This window comes from Micromonospora sp. NPDC049374, assembly GCF_040677165.1.
In the GTDB taxonomy this organism is placed as follows: Bacteria; Actinomycetota; Actinomycetes; order Mycobacteriales; family Micromonosporaceae; genus Micromonospora.
Map to the genome: position 1 here is coordinate 81,306 of NZ_JBFAQH010000006.1, position 22,698 is coordinate 104,003.

Sequence of the window (22,698 nt, forward strand, 5' to 3'; positions counted from 1 at the left end):
CGTCAGGGCGGTCGGCGCGGTCAGGGCGGTCGGCGCGGTCGGCAGCAGGGGGCTGGTCCTCACCGAAGACGGCAGGGCGACGAAGGAAGCCATCCGGTGTATGCATCGCCGACCCCACCGGCCGGCATGCCAGGAGGTGTGCCCCAGCCCCGCCAGTCCTACTGCTGACCGCTCCCAGGCCTCGGTTCGCCGGACGGCGTCGTCCGGCCCGCGTCAGAGGTCTCCGCTTGTGCCTGCTCGGTCTCTGCTGCTTCCGCCTTCCGCGCACCGCCGGCGGTTCCGCCGGTCTCGGCGGTTCCGCCGGTCTCGGCGGTGCCGCCGGTCTCGGCGGTGCCGGTGGTCTCGGCGGTTCCGCCGGTCTCGGCGGTGCCGGTGGCCTCGGCATGCGGAAGGTTGTCGACGGTCCCGGTTTGCGGCTCCGCTTCTACTGCCCCGGGAACCGGCTGCCTCGTCGGCTCGGGTCCAGCCACCTCGGCCACGTCCGTTGCCGTCTGTCGCTGCGGTGCCGCGTCGATCGCCTCCTCCGGCACCGGGCCGCTCGCCGGCATCGAGGTCCCCGCCTCTGGCGACTCCGAGCCGACAGTGGTGCCTGGAGCGTCCGGTGGCTCAGCCGTCTCACCGATGGCGTCCAGCAGCGACCCTCCTTCTGCCGGCTTCGTCTCGGTGGGCAAGGCCGACTGCGCGGCCAAGCTGGACGGCGCCTGCCACTGAATGCGGGGTGGTTCGGCGAGTGGCCGTCCACCGAACTCAGCCAGCCAGGCCGCAACGAGGGCGAGGTTCTCCCGCCACTGCTCCTCCGAGATCGGCGGCAGGATCGAGTCCCAGAGCGACAGGAAGGTGCCGCGGAGCTGGAGCCGACCGTACGGCCGGGCAAGGAACCACATGTGGAGATGGGCGGACCCGTCGCCCCAACGGTTGACGTGCACTCGAGCCACTCCGTCCAGCGACCGGATGGCCCTTTCGAGCCGTACCGTCATCACGCCCAACTCGGCGGCGAGCAGATTCGGCAGGTCGCCGAGATCGAGGTGCGACCGTGACTCCAGGATGAGGACCATGGGCAGGCCGGTCGGCCGGTCCATGGCCCGCACGCGCCATCGTTCACCAACCCAGATGTAGGCCTCGTCGGGCGCTAGGCAGGCAGTGCATTCTCGGTGAGCCTCACCCTTGCGGGGTGGCTCGACAGGGACCGGATCGGCGAGCTGCTTGACCCGGAGATCGCCCTCGAAGGGGAAGGACGGCCACTGGGTGAAGTCCGGGATTGAGGGAGGGGTGTCGTGCACGACGCTGACCCTAACCGAGTCCGAGACCACTGTCCCTACCCGAATCGTCTTCGACTCTCCGCAGCGCTCGAATGGCGAGACAGGGAACACCAGCATGGTTCTCCCCAGAGTTATCCACAGGCTGCGGGGGTGCGGGATCCGTACTGCTGTCGCGGTTCGACAAGGGGTTTCGGTCCATGTTTCACGTGAAACGGTGCGGGCCTGTGGACAACTGGTGTGGATAACATCAGCGGACGAGCCGCCTCACCGGGCAGGCGGTCGGCTATCGGCGCGACGCCCACCGCCCTGCGCCCAACGCCCGTCGTTTCACGTGAAACGACGGCACGGCGGACGACCGGAGCCGCCGCCCGATCCAGCCCGACTCACCCTCGTCGCCTCGCCGACCGGGTGGCCCCCGAGAGGCGTTCCGCTGCCGTCGAGCGACGCGCTCCTCACCCAGGTCCCTCACCGCCCGACGGTGCAACCGCCGGACCGCCCGACGAGCAGAGGACGAAGGAGATGCCACTTCGAGTCCGGTGGTGGAACGTGCCGCTCCTTGATCAATCGGCCCTCAGCAGGTTCCTGGCTTCTCGTTCACCACCGCCGATAAACCCACCCAGCGTCTGAGCCCGCGTCCGCCGCCGGTCTGTACGACAGCGACGGACGCGGGCGACAGTCCCGCCGAATTAGAAGTGGAGGTCATCGGCGGCCCTCCACACCCGTGGTGTTTCACGTGAAACATCTCCCCTGTCCGGCCCCGCCCGCTCGTCTGGTCCGTGTCCGCCTGTGCGGGCTGCTCGCCCCTCTGGGTCATGTCCGACTCTGGCTTCAGCCCGTCTAGGCCGCCCGCCCGTCTGGGTGGTGCGCGTCTGGGTCGCTCCCCGTCTAGGTCCATCCCTGACAGAACCGCACCCTGTCCACCTGGCCGACGGTTAGCTGCCCTGACGGTCTGTCCTTGGGCCGGCGTCCGTATGGCCCTGTCCGTGTCCGTCCGAGGTCCGGGCGTCCGGTCAGGCGGGTTGGCGTCCGGGCGTCCGGGCGTACGGTCAGCGGGTTGACGTCTGGACGTACGGTCAGGCGGTCACGCGGGTTGGCGTCCGGTCATCCGGCTGGCGTCCGATTGGGCGGGCATCCGGGCGGGCCGTCGGGTCGGGCGGGCAGGTTGGCGTCCGGTCGTCCGGTCGAGCGTCCGGTCAGGCGTCCGGGTGGGTGTCGGGTCGGGCGAGGCGCGGGTTTGCGTCCGGGCGGTCGGGCTGGCGTCCGTATAAGCGGGTACCCGAATGGGCTGGCTCGCGTCTGGCCACGCTTGCCCGCCTGACTCGCCCCCTGCCGGACGCGGCTCACCTAGCCCCAGCCCCGTCCCAAACCGCCGCCACACGTCCGGCCGGTCTGCCCGACCCATTGCGAGCCGAACCAGATGGCGACCCGTCCGGCGCGCTCAGACGGCCGTCCGATCCGACATCCGGCTGAGACCGACAGCCCGCCCGGTAGCAGGCCGGTCCGGCGTGGTGGTTCCGGCGTGGCGGGTCCGGCGTGGCGGGTCCGGCGTGGCGGGTCCGGCGTGGCGAGTCGGCGTTCCACTGCCCACGCCAGCCGATCCCGACGGCCCGCCGCGACCACCTCCGTTCGGTCCCAAACTCGGCGGTCAGTCACGGCTTGCGGTATGTCGCGCGATAGCTCCGGTGCGAGGGCCCGACATGCCGCAAGTCGCGAGTCCCCTACGTCAGGCAGGGCACCGCCCTCGGCGTCTGCACGGCAGTCCAAGTGGGACCGCCCCAGGTGCCGTCCTCAGGGACCGCCCCCCCCCCCCCCGGCGCCGTCCTCGTGTGTCCGCGAAGACTGCTCGTGGCGGCAGCCTCGGGGCATGTCACTGCGGTGTGCAGCCGACCGGACAAAGAAGTGTTGGCTCGCGGCCCACTGAACGAGCGGCCGATGCGGTACGCCCCTGTCGGAGCCGGCACGGGTCGCACTGTCCATGGGCTTGCGAGGTTCACGCGCGTGAAGATGACGGCGGACGGGCTGAGGCTCTCGTCCTCCGCAGCGCAAGCCGGATCACGGAAGGCCGCCCCCGCAGCGCAAGCCAGATCACGGAAGGCCGCCCCCGCAGCGCAAGCCGGACCACGGAAGGCCGCCGCAGCGGAGGCGGAAGGGGAAGGGGAAGCGGAAGCGGAAGACAGCGGCAGCAAGCGGAAGGGGAAGGGGAAGCGGAAGCGGAAGACAGCGGCAGCAAGCGGAAGCGGGCGAACGGAAGCAGCGGCACCGGCACCCGCACCGGCGCGAAACCGGCTGTTCGGTCCGTGCGGTTGGGCACCGATTCTGCGTGTGCCGGTCCGGTTCAGATGAGCCGCTCGCCCCGGGCGCCCGCTGCGGCTACCCAGACGACGACAAGGCCGCCTCGTCGCATTGGGGCGAGGCGGCCTTGTCGGTTCCCTAGATCAGTCTTCCGGTTCTTCGCGCTCTACTCCGATGATGCCAACGATCCGCTCCAGGTCGTCGACGGTCGCGAACTCAATCGTGATCTTGCCCTTGCTGCGCCCGATGTCGACCTTCACCCGGGTGTCGAACCGGTCGGAGAGGCGGTCGGCGAGATCGGTCAGAGCCGGTGCGTGTGGCTTCGGTCGACGCTTCGCCGAATCCTTCTTGCTCGGTCCGTCGTTGAGGGCGAGCGCGACGATCTCCTCGGTCGCACGGACCGACAGTCCCTCGGCGACGATCCTCAGCGCCAGCTGCTCCTGGGTCTCCGGATCCTCCAGGCTGAGCAGCGCCCGGGCGTGCCCGGCGGAGAGGACACCGGCGGCCACGCGCCGCTGTACCGGTGCCGGCAGGTTCATCAGGCGGATGGTGTTCGAGATCTGCGGCCGGCTGCGACCGATGCGTCGGGCGAGTTCCTCGTGGGTGGCCCCGAACTCCTCCAGCAACTGCTGATAGGCGGCCGCCTCTTCCAGCGGGTTCAGGTTCGCCCGGTGGATGTTCTCCAGCAGCGCGTCCCGCAGCATGGCGTCGTCTCGGGTGTCTCGCACGATCGCCGGGATGTTCTCCCGACCGACCGCCTGGGCGGCTCGCCACCGGCGCTCGCCCATGACAAGCTCGAATTTCTCACCGTCGAGTTGCCGCACCACGATCGGCTGAAGAAAGCCGACCTCCTGGATGGAGGTCTTCAGTTCCTCCAGGGCCTCCTCATCGAAGACCTGGCGAGGCTGCTTCGGGTTGGGCACGATCGAGTCGACCGGGATCTCCGCGAAACGCGCACCAGGCACCGGGCTCAGGGTCGCCTCAGGCTCGATCGTCGGGGCCGACACCGGCATCGCGGCCGGGGTGACAACGGCCGTCGACCCGCTCGATCCCGGCGTGGGCCCGCCGACGCTGGCGCCGGCGTTCGGCGCCGGCCCGGTCGGAATGAGCGCCCCCAGGCCCCGCCCCAGACCGCCCCGTGGACGGTTCTTCATGCCACGCCTCCCAGCGCCTCGTCCGCACTACGCATTCCGGCTCACCGGCTCCTTGACGCCCCGCTCGGCGATCTCCTGGGCGGCCTCGAAGTAGCTCGTCGCGCCCCGTGAACCGGGATCGTAGGTCATCACCGACTGGCCGTAGCTGGGTGCCTCGGAGACCCGCACGTTACGCGGGATCACCGCCTGGAGCACCTTGTCGCCGAAATGGTTCCGGACGTCCTGCTCGACCGCGTCGGCGAGCCGGGTACGGCGGTCGTACATGGTGAGCAGGATCGTGGAGACCTCAAGCCGAGGGTTGAGGTGCTGACGAACCAGGTTGATGTTGTTGATGAGCTGGTTGAGCCCTTCGAGCGCGTAGTACTCACACTGGATAGGTATGAGCACCTCCTGCGCGGCCACCAACGCGTTGACGGTCAGCAGACCGAGCGAGGGCGGGCAGTCGATGAACACGTAGTCGAAGTGGCCCGGGTAGGCGGTGATGGCACGGTCCAGGCGCGACTCGCGGGCCACCACTGACACCAGCTCGATCTCGGCACCGGCGAGATCGATGGTGGCCGGCACGCACCAGAGGTTGGGAATGCCCTCCACCGCCTGGGTCACGTCCTCCAGCGGCACACTGTTGATCAGGCAGTCGTAGACGTCCGGCACGCCGGTGTGGTGTGGCACGTTGAGCCCGGTCGAGGCGTTGCCCTGCGGGTCGAGGTCGACCACGAGCACCCGGTTGCCATGCAGGGCCAGGGCCACCGCGAGGTTGACCGTGGTCGTGGTCTTACCCACGCCGCCCTTCTGGTTCGCGACGCACATGACCCGGGTCCGGTCGGGCCGAGGCATGGTCACCTCGCCACTGGGATTCAGGATCTGCACGGCGCGCATCGCCTCCATAGCCAACGGTGGATCATCCTCTTCGCGCGTCGGGGTTTCACGTGAAACGTACGCGGCCTCGGTTGCGGCTGACGCGTAGGACCCGGCCGCAGGCGCGGGCGTGTCGGAAGCCGGTCGAGGATCCGGCACCGTTCCGGATGCCGGAGGGTGCGCTGCCGCCTCGAACCGAGCGGAGGCGGAGGTGTTCCGGCGAATCGGAATCACCCGCGCGTCGGGGGACGCGTTGACCGGACGGCCACTGGCGTCCATGCCGTCGCGTCCGTCGTCGGTCGACCACGGAACGCCCGACGTCGGCGCGTTCCGACCAGGCTCCGGTGGGCTCTGCGGCACCTCGGAGGGCCGCCAGTTCGGATATTCGGTTTCACGTGAAACGGGGTCACCAGCTGACCCGGTCACGCGCGGATCGTCGTACCTGCCGTCGTCATGCACCTGTCATCCCTGCCCGCTTCGGATGGTCGGTCCGCACCCGTCAACCGGGCCACTCGCGCGCTCTCCGCAGAGGTACCGCCCGGCGGGAGCGGTCGGGCCCCGGAGGGAGATCCATCGCCGCCCGCTCCACACTATCGACGCGCGGCCAGCCTACGGCGCACGGGCGCGGCCGGTCCACGTCGGGTTCGTAACCCGCCGGTCGCGGCGTGCGCGACGAAAGATCGACGCCACCCCGGAACGTCGACTTCCACCGCCGTCAGCGGCCTACGGGCCCAGGTCAGCCGCGCGACCATCCGATGCGGCCCGGGAGTGGGAGCGCCGCGGAGCCTGCGCTCCGGCTCACCGTCGACGCGACCGCGACTTCCTGGGCGCCGTCCGGGCCGCCGGACCGACGGACCGCTCCCGGACGATCTCGACGACGGTGGTCGGCGGATCCACGACGCCTTCACCACACTGGCGCAACACAGGTCGACCACCACCGAGACGATGCACCGCGTCGGCGTGCTCGGCGATCTCATCCGCCGCCGAGGCACCCTTCAGGGCGAGTAGTCGGCCGCCGATCCCGGTGAGGGGCAGACACCAGCCCGCCAGCCGGTCCAGCGGTGCCACCGCCCGGGCGGTGACCACGTCGCCGGGCCCGACATCCGACCCCGCGCCCGCCTCCTCGGCTCTACCGCGGAACACCCGCACGGAGTTGGTCAGCCCGAGCGCCTCCACCGCCTCGTTCAGGAAGGCGGTACGGCGAGCCAGCGGCTCGATGAGTGTCACCGCCAGGTCCGGCCGGGCGATGGCAAGCACCAGACCGGGCAGCCCGGCACCCGATCCCACGTCCAGCACGGAGGCACCCGGTGGGATCAGCTCGGCCACCGCCGCGCAGTTCAGCAGGTGACGATCCCAGATCCGGGGGGCCTCGCGTGGGCCGATCAGCCCTCGTACCACCCCGTCGGTGGCGAGCATCTCGGCGTAGGCAGCCGCGACTTCGAGGCGTACGCCGAAGAGCCGGCTCGCCGCCTCGGCAAGTTCGGGCGGCAGCACCGCCGTGGTGGGCCGAGGCGGGACAGCCGCCGGCCCGGGCGGCGTACCACCCGGGCCGGTTGCGGCAACACCGCTGGCGTCGTCTCGAGTCACCCGTCAGTCCACGGGACGAACGACGATGCGCCGGCTGGGCTCGACGCCCTCGGACTCGCTTTCCACCCCGTCGATCGCGTTGACCACGTCGTGGACGCACTTGCGCTCGAAGGCGGACATCGGCTCGAGTCGCACCGGCTCGCCGTGCTCCTTGACCTTCTCGACGGCGTTGCGGGCGACCGCGGCCAGTTCCTTGCGCCGGTTGGCCCGGTACCCGCCCACGTCGAGCAGCAGGCGGCTCGGCGAACCGGTCTGCCGGAACACCGCGAGCCGGGCCAGTTCCTGAAGTGCTTCGAGGGTGGCACCGCGCTGGCCGACGAGGTTCTGCAGGCGGCCACCGACGACCTCGACCACCGGCCGGCCACCCGACACCAGTTCGTCGATGTCACCGTCATAGTCGAGGATGTCGAGCAGCCCCTCCACGTAGTCGGCCGCGATCTCGCTCTGCCGGAACAGATCGCTCTCGCCGGCGGCCTTGCTCGGCGCCGCTTCGGCGTCGGTCTCCTCCGGCTCGCCCCCGACCGGAGCCGCCGCGGTCGGCTCCTCGTCGTCCAGGGGCTGTTCGGCGCGGGGGATGCTGGTGTCGGTCACGGTGTCATCTCCGTACTCGCTCGGCCGGACCTCGGGTCCGCTGGTTCCCCGCGGCCGGCGGGACGTCGCCGGTGCCCACGGGCACGTCTGTAGGGCAGTTTCGCCCGTCCGCCACGGCACGCGTGGCGCTTCGCGCTTCCGGCGCCGGCCTTCGCAGGCGGCCGCACGGCGCGCAACGGGCCGCCGCCGGTCTCCCGGCGGCGGCCCGGACGATTAGCCCTGCCGCTTGGCGGGGCGGCCCTTCTTCGGGTTGACCGGCTTGGCGCCCGGCTTCGGACCGGCGATCTTCGGCGCGGCCGCGGGCGGCGGCGCGGCAGCCGGCTTGCTCCGGCCGAACAGCCCACCGGTCTTCGCCGGCTGCGCCCCGTTACGCGCCGAGGTGCCCGGCTTGCCACTGGTCGCGGTCACCGGCGGCGGGAACTTGCGCAGCACCCACTGCTGCTGCCCGAGGGTGAACAGGTTGTTGGTGACCCAGTAGATGATCACACCGATCGGGAAGATGGCCCCGGAGACCAACAGGGACAGCGGGATGCCGTAGAGCATCAGGCGCTGGATCATGCGCTGCTGCGGGTCCTCCGCCCAGCCCGTCTTGAGGATCATCTGGCGGCTGGTGAGGTACGTGGTGCCCATCATCACCAGCACCAGGACACCAGCCATGATCTTCACAACGGTGCCGTTGGCGCCGAGCTGCGCCAGCTCCGCCGCGGTCGAGCCGAACTTGCTGGCGATCGGGGCGGTAAACAGAGTTGCGTCAGAGGCGCTGTTGAACTGGTCGACGGTCCAGCCGTAGATGTCCTTGTTGGTCTTCGCCGGGTCCGGGTTGAGGCGGCGCAGGACGTGGAAGAGACCGAGGAAGACCGGGATCTGGAGGAACATCGGAAGGCAGCCCATGAGCGGGTTGGCTTTTTCCTTCCGATAGAGCTCCATCATCTCCTTCTGGAGCGTCTCCCGGTCACCCTTGTGCTTCTCCTGGAGGGCCTTCACCTGCGGCTGGAGCGCCTGCATCGCCCGCTGCGACTTGATCTGCTTGACGAAGACCGGGAACAGGATGACCCGGACCGTGACCACCAGGAAGACGATGGCGAGGATCCACGCCCAGTTGGTGCCGAGGAACGCAGTGTCCGGGATGCCGATGGCGTCCCAGGCCGAGTGCCAGGCCAGCAGGATCCACGAGATCGCGTAGTAGATCCAGTCGAGACTCAATTCTCAGGCTCCAGTCACGTCGGCAGGTCGGCGGCCGCCCGGCTCCGGAACCGGATCGTATCCACCAGGATGAAATGGGTGGCAGCGCGCCAGCCGCCGGACCGTCAGGCCGGCTCCCCGGAGCGCGCCGTGCCGGGCCACCGCCTCCAGGGCGTAGGCGCTGCACGACGGGTAGAACCGACAGCGGGCCGGCAACGCCGGGCTTATCCACCGACGGTACGCGATGATGGGCAGGGTCAGCACCCGGGCACCCGGGGTAGCCGGAGTAGCCGGGCGCGACGGCGTCTGCTCGGCGCTCACCGGGACCGCCGTCCCCGGCCGGACCGGGCGGCGACGAGCGCCGCATCCAGGTCGGTGCCGAGCCGCTGGTACGTGGCGTCAGCCGCCGCCGGCAGGGCGCGTACCACGACGGTGCTTCCGGTCGGCAGGTCGACGAGGCGTTCCCGGGTCAGCTGCCGCAGCCGGCGGCGCACCCGGTTGCGGACAACTGCCGGCCCGACCGCCTTGGAAACCACGAAGCCGGCGCGGGACACCGGCGGGGAGTCTGCCTCCGCGTTGTCCCGCGCCGGCTTCGGCGCTGTGTTGTCGGATCCGGTTGCGGTCGGCACGGTCAGATGCACGACCAGAGCGCCGCGACCGGCTCGACGGCCACCGCGAACCGCTGCGGCGAAGTCGCTGCTGCGCCGCAGTCGTTGCGCGGCCGCCAGCACGACTGCCACGTCCTCCGGAGCGGACCTGACCGGCCTCAGGCCGACAGGCGGGCGCGGCCCTTGGCGCGACGGGTCGAGATGATGGCGCGGCCGGCCCGGGTGCGCATGCGCAGCCGGAAGCCGTGGGTCTTCGCGCGCCGGCGGTTGTTCGGCTGGTAGGTGCGCTTGCTCACGTCAGGCTCTCCGTTGTCGGACGCCCCGGACGAGTGGATCGCCGGGTCGTGGTGGTCCGGGCCGCCGCTGTGGTGGCCCCGATCGGTGCTGCCCGGCGGTGCGTGACCTCGATTGTGCGGTGAGCGACCGCGGGCAGCGAGCACCCATCACCCTAGCAGAGGGCGTGAGAGCAGCCCCTCTAGCCTAGGTCGGGGTGCAATCAGCGTCAAACCCGGCCACTCCGACGGTGAGCTGCGACGGAAGGCGACCGAAGCGGTGGTTTTCACAAATGCCGACAGGGGTGACCCGCGTCGGCGGTTGAAGACGCGGCAACAACGCTGTTACCGTGCCCGATTGCGGTCAGCGTCGGAGTTGTGCCGATGTCGCCGGCAGGCAAGACCGGACACGGTAGTGAATCGTTCGGCACGGTGAACCCCGCTTCAGTGCCCGGCCACGGCAGGGGGCAGGTCCGACCCGCGCCCGGCGGGCGGCCACAATCGGTCGGTACACAGGCTGTGGATAACTTGTGGAGAACGACCGGGTGCGGCGATCGGGTGGGTGGCGTGATCTCGCCCGCCGGTACGGGCCACCGGGAGACGGCGGCGTCCGGGAGCAGAGGCGAGGGGGTGGCACGACGGTGGCCGGTACGACCGACCTTGCCGCGGTGTGGACGGCGACGACCGACGAACTCGCTGACGAGATCATTTCCGCGCAGCAGCGGGCGTATCTGCGGCTGACCCGGCTGCGGGCGATCGTCGAGGACACCGTCCTGCTCTCCGTGCCGGACGCCTTCACCCGGGACGTCATCGAGTCCCGGCTGCGCCCGGCCATCACCGACGCGCTCACCCGCCGGCTGGGCCGGCCGATCCAGGTCGCCGTCACCGTCCGGGTGCCCGAGGACGGGCGGACCACCGGCACCGTCTACCGCAGCACCCCTGAGTCGGACCAGTTGGACCACGGTCCCGGCGAGGTCGACGACCGGTCGACCGGTCCCGACGGAGGGCGGCAGCTCCCGCTGATTCCCGAACAGCCGCACCCCGGCCGCTTCGACCGGACGCCGCCGGACGCACCGCGCGTCGAGGACGATCCCCGTACCGCGGCCCCCGACGGTCAGGAGGCCCTCTTCGGTGCCGGCTTCGGCGAGCCCGTCCGGCCGGCGGAGAGCACCGGACGGCGGGCACCGGAGCGGTTGGGCTTCACCGAACAGGGCGGGCAGCCGGACCGAGCGGCCGGCGGCCCACGCGGCTTCGCGCCCCGCTACGGCGACGAGCCGGGCGTCTCGCCCCGCGACCAGCACGTGATCCGGGCGATACCGGCCGACGGAGGTACCGACAGCGGGCCCGGCCGCAGCGGGCCGGATCAGCGACCGGTCGGCCGGGACGATCGGCGGCTGCCCACCGGCGCTGACAGCGGCGGCAACCGGCTCAACCCGAAGTACATGTTCGAGACGTTCGTCATCGGCTCGTCCAACCGCTTCGCGCACGCGGCGTCAGTGGCGGTGGCCGAGTCACCGGCGAAGGCGTACAACCCGCTGTTCATCTACGGCAGCTCCGGGCTGGGCAAGACCCACCTGCTGCACGCCATCGGCCACTACGCCACCACGCTGGGCAATGCCCGCTCGGTCCGGTACGTCTCGACCGAAGAGTTCACCAACGACTTCATCAACTCGCTGCGGGACGACAAGACAAGCGCCTTCCAACGCCGCTACCGCGACGTCGACATCCTCCTCATCGACGACATCCAGTTCCTGGAGAACCGCGAGCGGACCCAGGAGGAGTTCTTCCACACCTTCAACACGCTGCACAACGCCAACAAGCAGATCGTGATCACCTCCGACCGCTCGCCCAAACAGCTGGCGACCCTGGAGGACCGGCTGCGGACCCGATTCGAGTGGGGCCTACTCGCCGACATCCAGCCACCGGACCTGGAGACCCGGATCGCGATTCTGCAGAAGAAGGCCGCGCAGGAGCGCCTGTACGCCCCGCCGGACGTGCTGGAGTTCATCGCCTCCCGGGTGTCCAACTCGATCCGGGAGCTGGAGGGGGCACTGATCCGGGTCACCGCGTTCGCCAGCCTGACCCGGTCGAACGTGGAGCTGTCGCTGGCCGAGGAGGTGCTGCGGGACTTCATCCCGGACGGCGCCGGTCCGGAGATCACCGCCGACCAGATCATGGTTTCCACCGCTGACTACTTCGGGGTCAGCCTGGAGGACCTGCGCGGGCACTCCCGCTCGCGGGTGCTGGTGAACGCCCGCCAGGTCGCCATGTACCTGTGTCGCGAGCTGACCGACCTGTCACTGCCCCGGATCGGCCAGGCCTTCGGCGGGCGGGACCACACCACCGTCATGCACGCCGACCGCAAGATCCGCCAGCAGATGGCCGAGCGGCGATCGCTCTACAACCAGATCGCCGAGCTGACCAACCGGATCAAGCAGAACACCTGAGGGGTACGCCCGCCGAACGTGCACGGCGAGGGTCCGACCGGTCACGGTCGGACCCTTTTTCGCGCTCACCTGGTTGACCCTCAACGAGGTTCAGGCCACACCATCGGAGGCGTGTCCACACCGCTTGCCACTCGTTGTCCACAGCTTGTTATCCACCGACGGTGGATGAACACGGGCCGTCAACACCCAGTTACCCACAGCCTGTGGAGAAACCCTGGGGACAACGTTGTGGACTCCTGTGGACGCCTGGGGACAACCACCGGCGCTGTCCACCGACGGGCGGTCGCCTGTGGGGAAGCTGTTGAAGGTTCTGGGGATGACGGCGGACGAGACGCCCGCGACGATCCACAGGTCTGGGGAGAAAGTCGGTGGATTACCGGTGGACAACCGGTGGACGACGGTGGACAACCGTGTGCACGGAGACCGCCTGTGGACCGCCGGCCGGGTTTTACCCCCGCCCATCCACAGCGAAACCACCTGTGGATAACCTGTCTGACCTGCCCATACTCGGGTTCTCCACAGTTTGCACAGGTGCGATGAAGACGATGAGTTATCTCTTCTAAAAGAACAAAAACCAATCATCACCGTTGGACTTCCTGTGGATCGGTCGACAGCTGCCGGGACAGACCCGTCAGCAGCGACACGATCCACGGGGTCGGGCACACAGCCGATACGCTCGCGCCCTAAGGTGCGAGGGGTACCCGCACGCCAGGCGGGTCGGTGGGCAGCGTCCGGCATGAGAGAGTTGACGACGTCGACGTCGACGCGGAGGCATTGATGAAATTCCGAGTGGAGCGCGACGCGCTCGCCGAGGCCGTGGCCTGGACCGCGAAGAGCCTGCCCAACCGGCCGTCCGTACCGGTGCTGGCCGGGGTGCTGCTGCGCGTCACCGACGGCAGCCTGCAGGTCTCCGGCTTCGACTACGAGGTCAGCAGCCAGGTCACCGTGGAGGTGCAGGGCGACGCCGACGGCGCCGCGCTGGTCTCCGGGCGGCTGCTCGCCGAGATCACCAAGGCGTTGCCCGCCAAGCCGGTCGACATCGCCGCTGTCGGGGCGCACCTCGAACTGGTCTGTGGCAGCGCCCGGTTCACCCTGCCCACCATGCCGGTGGAGGACTACCCCACCCTGCCCGAGATGCCGGCCAGCGCCGGCACCGTCGACGCCGCCGCGTTCGCCGCAGCGGTGGCACAGGTGGCGGTCGCCGCCAGCCGGGACGAGACGCTGCCGATGATGACGGGCGTACGCATCGAGCTCTCCGGCGGCAACCTGGCCATGCTCGCCACCGACCGGTACCGGCTGGCCCTGCGCGAGATGGAGTGGAACCCGGACGACCCGGAGATCAGCCTCAACGCGCTGGTCCCCGCCCGGACGCTCAACGACACCGCCAAGACCCTCGGCCCCCTCGGTGGCCAGGTGGTGCTGGCCCTGTCCCAGGGTGCCGCCGGCGAAGGCATGATCGGTTTCTCCGGTGGCACCCGACGCACCACCAGCCGGCTGCTCGACGGCGCCAACTACCCGCCGGTCCGATCGCTCTTCCCAGCCAGCCACAACGCCGAGGCCCGGGTGCCGGTCAGCACCCTCATCGAGGTGGTCAAGCGGGTCGCCCTCGTCGCCGAGCGCGCCACCCCCGTGCTGCTCAGCTTCAGCGCCGACGGCCTGGTGGTGGAGGCCGGCGGCACCGAGGAGGCCCGGGCCAGCGAGGCCATGGAGGCCAGCTTCACCGGCGAGCCGCTGACCATCGGCTTCAACCCGCAGTACCTCATCGACGGGTTGTCCAACCTCGGCACCCAGTTCGCCGTGCTGCACTTCGTCGACGCCTTCAAGCCCGCGGTTATTTCCCCCGCCGGCGAGGATGGTGAGCTCATCGGTGGGTACCGGTACCTCATCATGCCGATCCGCGTGTCCCGCTGACCGGCGGATCCAACCGTACCCACGAAAGGTCACCACAGATGCAGCTCGGCCTGGTAGGACTCGGCCGGATGGGCGGCAACATGCGCGAACGGTTGCGCACCGCCGGTCACGAGGTGGTCGGTCTCGACCACAACCTGGAGCGCAGCGATGTCGCCAGCATGGCTGAACTGGCCGAGAAGCTGGACGCGCCGCGCGCGGTGTGGGTGATGGTGCCTGCCGCCGTCACCGACGCCACCATCGACGAGGTGGCCGACGTGCTCGGCGAGGGTGACCTCATCATCGACGGCGGCAACTCGCGGTTCAGCGAGGACGCACCCCGGGCGGAGCGGCTGCACGAACGCGGCATCGGCTACGTCGACGTGGGCGTCTCCGGCGGGGTGTGGGGCCGGCAGAACGGCTACGGCCTGATGGTCGGCGGCGCGCAGGAACACGTCGACCGGCTCATGCCGATCTTCGACGCGCTCAAGCCCGAAGGCGAGTACGGCTTCGTACATGCCGGGCCGGTCGGTGCCGGCCACTACGCCAAGATGGTTCACAACGGCATCGAGTACGGCCTGATGCACGCCTACGCCGAAGGCTACGAGCTGATGTCCGCCTCCGAACTGGTGACGAACGTGCCCGGCGTGATCAAGTCCTGGCGCGAGGGCACCGTGGTCCGCTCCTGGCTGCTGGACCTGCTCGACCGGGCCCTCGACGAGGACCCCGAGCTGAACCGGCTCAGCGACTACACCGAGGACACCGGCGAGGGCCGCTGGACGGTGGACGAGGCGGTGCGTCTCGCCGTACCGCTCAACGTCATCACCGCCTCGCTGTTCGCCCGGTTCTCCTCCCGGCAGGACGACTCGCCGGCGCTGAAGGCCGTCTCCGCACTGCGGCAGCAGTTCGGCGGGCACACCGTACGCAAGCCCTGACCGGCACCGCGACCCCGTGTACGTCCGCCGGCTCGAACTGGTCGACTTCCGCTCGTACGAGCGGATCGGCGTCGACCTCGAACCCGGCCCGAACGTCCTGATCGGTGCCAACGGCGTCGGCAAGACGAACCTGGTCGAGGCGCTGGGCTACGTCGCGACCCTCGACTCCCACCGGGTCGCCACCGACGCCCCGCTGGTGCGGATGGGCGCCAACGCCGCCGTGATCCGCTGCGCGGTGGTGCACGACGGCCGCGAACTCCTGGTGGAGCTGGAGATCGTCCCGGGCAAGGCCAACCGGGCCCGGCTCGGCCGCTCCCCGGCCCGCCGGGCCCGCGACGTGCTGGGCGCGCTGCGGCTGGTGCTCTTCGCCCCGGAAGACCTCGAACTGGTCCGGGGCGACCCGGCCGAACGCCGCCGCTACCTCGACGACCTGCTGGTGCTGCGCCAACCCCGCTACGCCGGGGTACGCGCCGACTACGAGCGGGTGGTCAAACAACGCAACGCGCTGCTGCGCACCGCGTACCTCGCCCGCAAGACCGGCGGATCGCGGGGCGGCGACCTGTCCACCCTCGCCGTCTGGGACACCCACCTGGCCCGGCACGGCGCCGAACTGCTCGCCGGGCGGCTGGAACTCGTTGCCGCCCTGGCCCCGCACGTCACCAAGGCGTACGACGCGGTGGCCGCCGGCCGCGGCGCGGCGGGAATCAGTTACCGGCCCTCGGTGGACCTCGCCGAACCCACCACCGACCGGGAGGCCCTCGCGGCGGTGCTCACCACCGCACTGGAGGAGTCCCGCTCCGCTGAGATCGAACGCGGCACCACCCTGGTCGGTCCGCACCGCGACGACCTCACCCTCACCCTCGGCCCCCTGCCGGCCAAGGGCTACGCCAGTCACGGCGAATCGTGGTCGTACGCGCTCGCGCTGCGGCTGGCCGGCTACGACCTGCTGCGCAACGACGGCATCGAACCGGTGCTGGTGCTCGACGACGTCTTCGCCGAGCTGGACGCCGGCCGGCGGGACCGGCTCGCCGAACTGGTCGGCGGGGCCAGTCAACTGCTTGTGACCTGCGCGGTCGCCGACGACGTGCCAGCCGCCCTGCGTGGCGCCCGGTACGAGGTGACGGAGGGGACGGTGCGCCGTGCCGACTGAGCCACCACAGCCGGGCCCGGACAGCGCGCCCGCGGGGCAGCCGGGTGGCGTTACCCGGGGACGCGGTGCGCGTACCGCCGGGAAGGGGGGCACCGGCGACGGCGGCCGAACCGACCGACCCACCGGTCGACCGGCGGAGCCGGCCGCCGGGCCGACCTCGGCGGGGCCGGGCGACACCGCGCCGGTGCCGGGCGACGGCGAGGGTGTCTCCGGCCCGCAACTGGCCCGCGCGGTGCTGGACGCGGCCAAGGCGCGGCGCGAGGCCGCCGGCCGTCCCCGCCGCCGCACCGCGACCGGCGGCGACGGTGAGCGCCGGCTGCGCGGCTACTCCGGCCCCGGCCCGGACCCGCGCGACCCGCAACCCCTCGGTGCGGTGCTCAACCGGCTGGTGAAGGCCCGTGGTTGGCAGCAGCCGGCCGCCGAGGCCACCGTCTTCGGCGCCTGGGAACGGGTGGTCGGCGCGGAGGTCGCCCAGCACAGCCGCCCGGTGAAGCTGGAGAACGGTGAACTGACCGTCGAGGCCCGCTCCACGGCCTGGGCGACGCAGCTACGGCTGCTCGCCGGTTCGCTGTTGCAGCAGATCGCCCGCGAGGTCGGCCACAACGTGGTCCGCAAACTGCACATCCACGGCCCGGCCGCCCCGTCCTGGTCACGCGGCCCACGACGGGTACGCGGCCGGGGCCCCCGCGACACCTACGGCTGACAGTCGGGCGATTCCTTCGGATCCAGCGGGACCGGACCGCCCGACAGCCGGCCGGTTACGTCTGGGCCGCCCGGCGAGGTGCCGCCGACTCGGCGTAGACGGCGAAGCCGTTGTCGGCGCAGCGCCGGTAGAAGGCGGCCAGCACGCTCAGCTCCGCGCAGGTGAAGGTCCACTGCGGCGCGGCACCACTGTCGTCACGCAGTGCGTCCAACCGGCTGTCCAGCCAACGTAGCTGCTGCTCGGCCAGGCGGCCGTCGGCCAGCAGCGAACGCAGCACCGTGCCCACCGACTCGAAGGTGACCGCCTCACCGTGCGGCCGGTGCGCGGCGACGAAGCGTTCGATGCCGCCCGCGATCCAACCGCACCCGTCCGGGTCGATGACCGGATCCTCGTCCTCGGCGGCGGCGTCTGTGGCGTAGAGCACACCATCGAGTCCGAGGATCAGATCCACCACTTCCGTGTACGCGGTGGCCCGGACCGTACCTGTCTTCGCGATCAGCTCAGCGAGCGCGGCGGTCGGTGCCGAGATCCCCTGGACCTCGACGATGTCGCCAAAATCGACGAACTCGGCCGGTGCGACCGGGTCGTAGAAGCGGCCGGTCCGCGGCCACTGAACCGCGACGTTGTCCAGCCCCATCTGGTGTCACCTCTCAAGGCACGGGCGAGTGGATCGGGTCGATCGTCCGGTTCCAACGTTGAAAGATCAAGGCCGGTACGGCAACCCGAGGGTCACGGATCGCCCTTCCCGGGTCGTACCGGACGGTACCGCCCACCTCTCGCCGTCTGAGCCGGCAGCGTCGTCATGCGGCAGATCCGTTGATCATGCCCTGGCGTGTAGGGGGAGTCGCGGACAGCGCAATTCGGCCCGCTACGGAGATCTGAGCCGCTGCGAAGGGGTGCCGAGTGGTGGTTCTATCGCCCGCGCACAGTAAGATTGGCGTGAGACGAAGACCCGGTGCGGAGTGACGGGTCACGGGTCCGGTGCGGGCCCGCGATCATCCGTCCGACTCGGGTCGAGCCGATCGCGATCCGCGGGCAACCGCGGCGACCGGCGCGTTCGACCCGTACCCCGGAGTTGTCCCCGGTGCCGGTCCGCGTGCCGACGTCGCGTCTGTCCGCCGAACCCGCGTTCGACGTGCCCTACGGCGCGCCGGGCGCGAGAAAGTGGCCGAGGGTGGCAGCGCAGGAAAATCAGCAGTACGGCGCCGAGTCGATCACCGTCCTCGAAGGGCTGGAGGCGGTCCGCAAGCGGCCCGGCATGTACATCGGGTCCACCGGCGAACGCGGCCTGCACCACCTCGTGTGGGAGGTCGTCGACAACGCGGTGGACGAGGCGATGGCCGGCTACTGCGACACCATCGACGTGGTGCTGCTCGCTGACGGCGGCGTCCGGGTCACCGACAACGGCCGGGGCTTCCCGGTCGACCTGCATCCCAAGCTCAAGAAGCCGGGCGTCGAGGTGGCGCTGACCGTTCTGCACGCGGGCGGCAAGTTCGACGGCAAGGCGTACGCGGTCTCCGGCGGCCTGCACGGCGTCGGCGTCAGCGTGGTGAACGCCCTCTCCACGAAGATGGCGGTGGAGATTCACAAGACCGGCTTCGTCTGGCGGCAGGAGTACCACCACTCCAAGCCGACCGAGCTACTCAAGGGCGAGACCACCGACCGCACCGGCTCGGCGGTCTCCTTCTGGCCGGACCCGGACGTCTTCGAGACCGTCGACTTCGACCTCCAGACGATCTACCGCCGGCTCCAGGAGATGGCCTTCCTGACCCGGGGCCTCACCATCCACCTGCTGGACGAGCGGGTCGCGGAGGGTGAAGAAGGCAAGCTGCGCGAGGTCACCTTCAAGTACGACGGCGGTATCGCAGACTTCGTCCGCCACCTCAACGCCTCGAAGACCCCGATCCACAAGACGGTGATCGAGTTCGGTTCCGAGGAGGAGGGCATGGCGCTCGAGATCGCCATGCAGTGGAACGAGTCGTACGGCGAGTCGGTCTACACCTTCGCCAACAACATCAACACGCACGAGGGCGGCACCCACGAGGAGGGCTTCCGGGCCGCGCTGACCAGCGTCGTCAACCGCTACGGCACGGACAAGAAGCTGCTCAAGGGCGACGAGAAGCTCTCCGGCGAGGACATCCGCGAGGGCCTGGCCGCAATCATCTCGGTGAAGTTGACCAACCCGCAGTTCGAGGGTCAGACCAAGACCAAGCTCGGCAACACGCCGGTGAAGAGCTTCGTGCAGCGGGTCTGCAACGACCGGCTGGTCGACTGGCTGGACCGCAACCCCGCCGAGGCAAAGATCATCATTACCAAGGCATCCCAGGCGGCCCGCGCCCGGATCGCCGCCCAGCAGGCCCGCAAGTTGGCCCGGCGCAAGTCGCTGCTGGAATCCGGCTCGATGCCGGGCAAACTGGCCGACTGCCAGTCCACCGACCCGCGCGAGTCCGAGGTGTTCATCGTCGAGGGCGACTCGGCCGGCGGCTCGGCCAAGCAGGGCCGCGACCCGCGTACCCAGGCGATCCTGCCGATCCGCGGCAAGATCCTCAACGTGGAGAAGGCCCGGATCGACCGGGTGCTGAAGAACAACGAGGTGCAGGCGCTGATCACCGCGCTGGGCACCGGCATCCACGACGACTTCGACATCGAGAAGCTGCGGTACCACAAGATCGTGCTGATGGCCGACGCCGACGTCGACGGCCAGCACATCCAGACGCTGCTGCTCACCCTGCTGTTCCGCTTCATGCGCCCACTGGTGGAACTGGGCCACGTCTACCTGGCCGCCCCGCCGCTCTACAAGATCAAGTGGAACCGGAAGGGCGATGACGCGCAGTACGCGTACTCCGACCGGGAGCGCGACGGGCTGATCGCGCTGCGCCAGCAGAAGAAGCCGAACGCCAAGCCGGACGACATCCAGCGGTTCAAGGGTCTCGGCGAGATGAACTACCCGGAGCTGTGGGAGACCACGATGAACCCGGCCACCCGTACGCTGCGCCAGGTGACCCTGGACGACGCGGCAACCGCCGACGAGCTGTTCAGCGTGTTGATGGGTGAGGACGTGGAGGCGCGCCGCTCGTTCATCCAGCGCAACGCCAAGGACGTTCGCTTCCTGGACATCTGACGGGCATGGCAGCCGGACCGGATCGCCACCACCGGCCCGGCTGCCAGTCCACAGAGTTATCCACAGCTTGGCCGGTATCCACAGCCGTTATCCACAGCGCAAAAGCGACACTCAGTCTGATAAGGGTTAACAGTGACCGATTCCCCCGAGTCCACACCGAACGAGCCCGAGGTCCCCGAGGCGCTGGCCGCCGTCGTCTCGCACGACCGGATCGAGCCCGTCGGGCTCGAGGTGGAGATGCAGCGCTCCTACCTCGACTACGCGATGAGCGTCATCGTCGGGCGGGCGCTGCCGGATGTCCGGGACGGGCTCAAGCCGGTCCACCGCAAGATCCTGTACGCCATGTTCGACTCCGGTTACCGCCCGGACCGCGGCTACGTGAAGTGCTCCCGAGTCGTCGGCGACGTGATGGGCCAGTTCCACCCGCACGGCGACTCGGCCATCTACGACGCCCTGGTCCGGATGGCCCAGCCCTGGTCGCTGCGCTACCCCCTGGTCGACGGCAACGGCAACTTCGGCTCGCCCGGAAATGATCCGGCTGCGGCGATGCGCTACACCGAGTGCAAGCTCGACCCCCTCGCCATGGAGATGCTGCGGGACATCGACGAGGACACCGTCGACCTGCAGGACAACTACGACGGTCGGGCCAAGGAGCCGACGATCCTGCCGTCGCGGATCCCGAACCTGCTGATCAACGGCTCCGAGGGCATCGCGGTCGGCATGGCCACCAAGATCCCGCCGCACAATCTGCGCGAGATCGGCGCGGCCGTGCAGTGGTGCCTGGAGCACCCGGAGGCCGACGAGGCTGACACCCTCGAAGCACTGTTGGAGATCGTCAAGGGCCCGGACTTCCCCACCCACGGTCTGATCGTCGGTCACTCGGGCATCCAGGACGCGTACCGCACGGGTCGTGGCTCGATCCGGATGCGTGCCGTGGTCGAGGTGGAGGAGGACAAGCGGGGTCGGCCGGCGCTTGTCGTCAGCGAGCTGCCCTACCAGGTGAACCCGGACAACCTGGCCGAGCGGATCGCCGAGCTGATCAAGGAGGGCAAGCTCGGCGGGATCGCCGACATCCGCGACGAGTCCTCCGGGCGTACCGGCATGCGGATCGTGCTGGTGCTCAAGCGCGACGCGGTCGCGAAGGTGGTGCTGAACAACCTCTACAAGCACACCCAGCTTCAGGAGACCTTCGGCGCGAACATGCTGGCGCTTGTCGACGGGGTGCCGCGCACGCTGAACCTGGCGCAGTTCATCCGTTACTACGTCGAGCACCAGATCGAGGTGATCCGACGGCGGACGGCGTTCCGGCTGCGTAAGGCGGAGGAGCGGGCGCACATCCTGCGCGGTCTGTCCAAGGCGCTGGACGCGCTCGACGAGGTCATCGCCCTGATCCGGCGCTCGCCCACGGTGGAGGACGCTCGGCAGGGTCTGATCCGGCTGCTGGAGATCGACGAGATCCAGGCCACCGCGATCCTGGACATGCAGCTGCGCCGGCTCGCCGCGCTGGAGCGGCAGCGGATCCTCGACGACCTGGCCAAGCTGGAAGTGGAGATCGCCGACCTCAAGGACATACTCGCCAAGCCGGAGCGGCAGCGTCGGATCGTCTCGGAGGAGTTGGGGGAGATCGTCGCCAAGTGGGGCGACGAACGACGCACCAAGATTGTCCCGTTCGACGGTGAGGTCTCGATGGAGGACCTCATCGCGCGGGAGGACGTGGTCGTCACGATCACCCGGACCGGGTACGCAAAGCGGACCAAGGTCGATCTCTATCGTTCGCAGCGGCGGGGCGGTAAGGGCGTCAGTGGCGCCACGCTGCGGCAGGACGACATCGTCAGCCACTTCTTCGTCTGCTCGACGCACGACTGGATGCTGTTCTTCACGAACAAGGGGCGGGTGTACCGGGCCAAGGCGTACGAGCTTCCGGAGGCCAGTAGGGTGGCCAAGGGCCAGCACGTGGCCAACCTGCTCGCCTTCCAACCGGACGAGCAGATCGCACAGATCATCGAGATTCCGAATTACCAGGTGGCTCCCTACCTGGTCCTGGCGACGAAGAACGGCCTGGTGAAGAAGACGCGGCTTGAGGAGTTCGACTCCAACCGGTCCGGCGGCATCATCGCGATCAACCTGCGCGATGAGGACGAGCTGGTCGGTGCTGCGCTCGTCGGCCCCGCCGACGACCTGCTGCTGGTCTCGAAGAACGCCCAGGCGATCCGGTTCAACGCCACGGACGAGGCGCTGCGCCCGATGGGTCGGGCGACCTCCGGCGTGATCGGCATGCGCTTCAGCGAGGAAGATGTGCTGTTGGCCATGGAGGTCGTCCGGGAGGGTTTGGACGTTCTGGTGGCCACGAACGGCGGATACGCGAAACGTACCCCGATCGAGGAATACCCGGTGCAGGGCCGGGGAGGTAAGGGTGTGCTGACTGCGAAGATCACCGAGCGACGCGGTGGTCTGGTCGGCGCTGTCGTGATCGACCCGGACGATGAGCTGTTCGCTATCACCAGCAACGGTGGCGTCATCCGGACTCCGGTGAAGCCTGTACGCCGTACGCGTGACCGGAACACAATGGGGGTCAAGCTGATGGACCTTCCGGACGGCGTGACTATCGTGGCGATTGCTCGCAATGCCGACGAGCCTGACGAACAGGACTAGTTG

At 69.7% G+C, this 22,698-nt stretch carries 16 protein-coding genes and 1 pseudogene; 7 read left to right on the top strand and 10 right to left on the bottom strand.

The window, feature by feature from the left end; genetic code table 11:
• Positions 1 to 689 precede the first annotated feature (689 nt).
• The 9 genes and pseudogenes from AB0J93_RS12360 to rpmH all read right to left on the bottom strand — a co-directional run.
• Positions 690 to 1,259: pseudogene (locus tag AB0J93_RS12360) on the bottom strand (hypothetical protein); the annotation flags it as partial.
• A 2,435-nt stretch (positions 1,260 to 3,694) separates the two neighbouring features.
• On the bottom strand, positions 3,695 to 4,705 hold the full coding sequence (locus AB0J93_RS12365; protein WP_363921050.1) for a ParB/RepB/Spo0J family partition protein: 1,011 nt from the start codon (positions 4,703 to 4,705) through the stop codon (positions 3,695 to 3,697).
• A 27-nt stretch (positions 4,706 to 4,732) separates the two neighbouring features.
• The gene (locus tag AB0J93_RS12370; RefSeq protein WP_363921052.1) at positions 4,733 to 6,019 is read right to left on the bottom strand and encodes an AAA family ATPase; all 1,287 of its coding nucleotides are present in this window, start codon (positions 6,017 to 6,019) and stop codon (positions 4,733 to 4,735) included.
• 339 nt (positions 6,020 to 6,358) lie between these two features.
• Positions 6,359 to 7,147 carry a 16S rRNA (guanine(527)-N(7))-methyltransferase RsmG gene (gene rsmG / locus AB0J93_RS12375; RefSeq protein ID WP_363921054.1) on the bottom strand — a complete coding sequence of 263 codons (789 nt, stop codon included), beginning with the start codon at positions 7,145 to 7,147 and terminating at the stop codon, positions 6,359 to 6,361.
• Between the two features lie 3 nt (positions 7,148 to 7,150).
• Positions 7,151 to 7,738: a R3H domain-containing nucleic acid-binding protein gene (locus tag AB0J93_RS12380; RefSeq protein ID WP_363921056.1), complete on the bottom strand. Its 588-nt coding sequence runs from the start codon at positions 7,736 to 7,738 to the stop codon at positions 7,151 to 7,153.
• Positions 7,739 to 7,951: 213 nt separating this feature from the next.
• On the bottom strand, positions 7,952 to 8,941 hold the full coding sequence (yidC, locus tag AB0J93_RS12385) for a membrane protein insertase YidC (protein WP_363921058.1): 990 nt from the start codon (positions 8,939 to 8,941) through the stop codon (positions 7,952 to 7,954).
• A 3-nt stretch (positions 8,942 to 8,944) separates the two neighbouring features.
• Positions 8,945 to 9,184 (bottom strand): membrane protein insertion efficiency factor YidD, encoded by a 240-nt coding sequence (gene yidD / locus AB0J93_RS12390; protein ID WP_363921529.1) that lies wholly within the window; start codon positions 9,182 to 9,184, stop codon positions 8,945 to 8,947.
• 53 nt (positions 9,185 to 9,237) lie between these two features.
• A complete protein-coding gene (gene rnpA, locus AB0J93_RS12395) occupies positions 9,238 to 9,651 on the bottom strand; it encodes a ribonuclease P protein component (RefSeq protein ID WP_363921531.1) in 414 nt (137 codons plus the stop codon).
• Positions 9,652 to 9,686: 35 nt separating this feature from the next.
• Positions 9,687 to 9,824: a 50S ribosomal protein L34 gene (gene rpmH / locus AB0J93_RS12400; RefSeq protein ID WP_013736606.1), complete on the bottom strand. Its 138-nt coding sequence runs from the start codon at positions 9,822 to 9,824 to the stop codon at positions 9,687 to 9,689.
• A gap of 617 nt (positions 9,825 to 10,441) precedes the next feature.
• On the opposite strand from rpmH, the gene dnaA reads away from it, so the two are divergent.
• From dnaA to AB0J93_RS12425, 5 genes are all read left to right on the top strand, one after another.
• A complete protein-coding gene (gene dnaA / locus AB0J93_RS12405) occupies positions 10,442 to 12,247 on the top strand; it encodes a chromosomal replication initiator protein DnaA (RefSeq protein WP_363921060.1) in 1,806 nt (601 codons plus the stop codon).
• 777 nt (positions 12,248 to 13,024) lie between these two features.
• Positions 13,025 to 14,158 (top strand): DNA polymerase III subunit beta, encoded by a 1,134-nt coding sequence (gene dnaN / locus AB0J93_RS12410; protein WP_363921062.1) that lies wholly within the window; start codon positions 13,025 to 13,027, stop codon positions 14,156 to 14,158.
• 38 nt (positions 14,159 to 14,196) lie between these two features.
• On the top strand, positions 14,197 to 15,069 hold the full coding sequence (gene gnd / locus AB0J93_RS12415; protein WP_363921064.1) for a phosphogluconate dehydrogenase (NAD(+)-dependent, decarboxylating): 873 nt from the start codon (positions 14,197 to 14,199) through the stop codon (positions 15,067 to 15,069).
• Between the two features lie 16 nt (positions 15,070 to 15,085).
• Entirely contained in the window at positions 15,086 to 16,219 is a 1,134-nt protein-coding gene (gene recF, locus AB0J93_RS12420) for a DNA replication/repair protein RecF (RefSeq protein WP_363921066.1), read from the top strand.
• Positions 16,209 to 16,922, top strand: a complete 714-nt coding sequence (locus AB0J93_RS12425; protein ID WP_363921069.1) for a DciA family protein — start codon at positions 16,209 to 16,211, stop codon at positions 16,920 to 16,922. The genes recF and AB0J93_RS12425 overlap by 11 nt, the downstream gene beginning before the upstream one ends.
• A gap of 55 nt (positions 16,923 to 16,977) precedes the next feature.
• Here AB0J93_RS12425 and AB0J93_RS12430 read toward each other — a convergent pair whose 3' ends face one another.
• Positions 16,978 to 17,559 carry a hypothetical protein gene (locus tag AB0J93_RS12430; protein WP_363921071.1) on the bottom strand — a complete coding sequence of 194 codons (582 nt, stop codon included), beginning with the start codon at positions 17,557 to 17,559 and terminating at the stop codon, positions 16,978 to 16,980.
• A 537-nt stretch (positions 17,560 to 18,096) separates the two neighbouring features.
• Here AB0J93_RS12430 and gyrB point away from each other — a divergent pair.
• Both gyrB and gyrA read left to right on the top strand, forming a co-directional pair.
• Complete coding sequence (gene gyrB / locus AB0J93_RS12435; RefSeq protein WP_363921073.1) at positions 18,097 to 20,043, top strand: DNA topoisomerase (ATP-hydrolyzing) subunit B; 1,947 nt, start codon at positions 18,097 to 18,099, stop codon at positions 20,041 to 20,043.
• 132 nt (positions 20,044 to 20,175) lie between these two features.
• Positions 20,176 to 22,695, top strand: coding sequence for a DNA gyrase subunit A (gyrA, locus tag AB0J93_RS12440; RefSeq protein WP_363921075.1), 2,520 nt, complete (start codon positions 20,176 to 20,178; stop codon positions 22,693 to 22,695).
• Positions 22,696 to 22,698 lie beyond the last annotated feature (3 nt).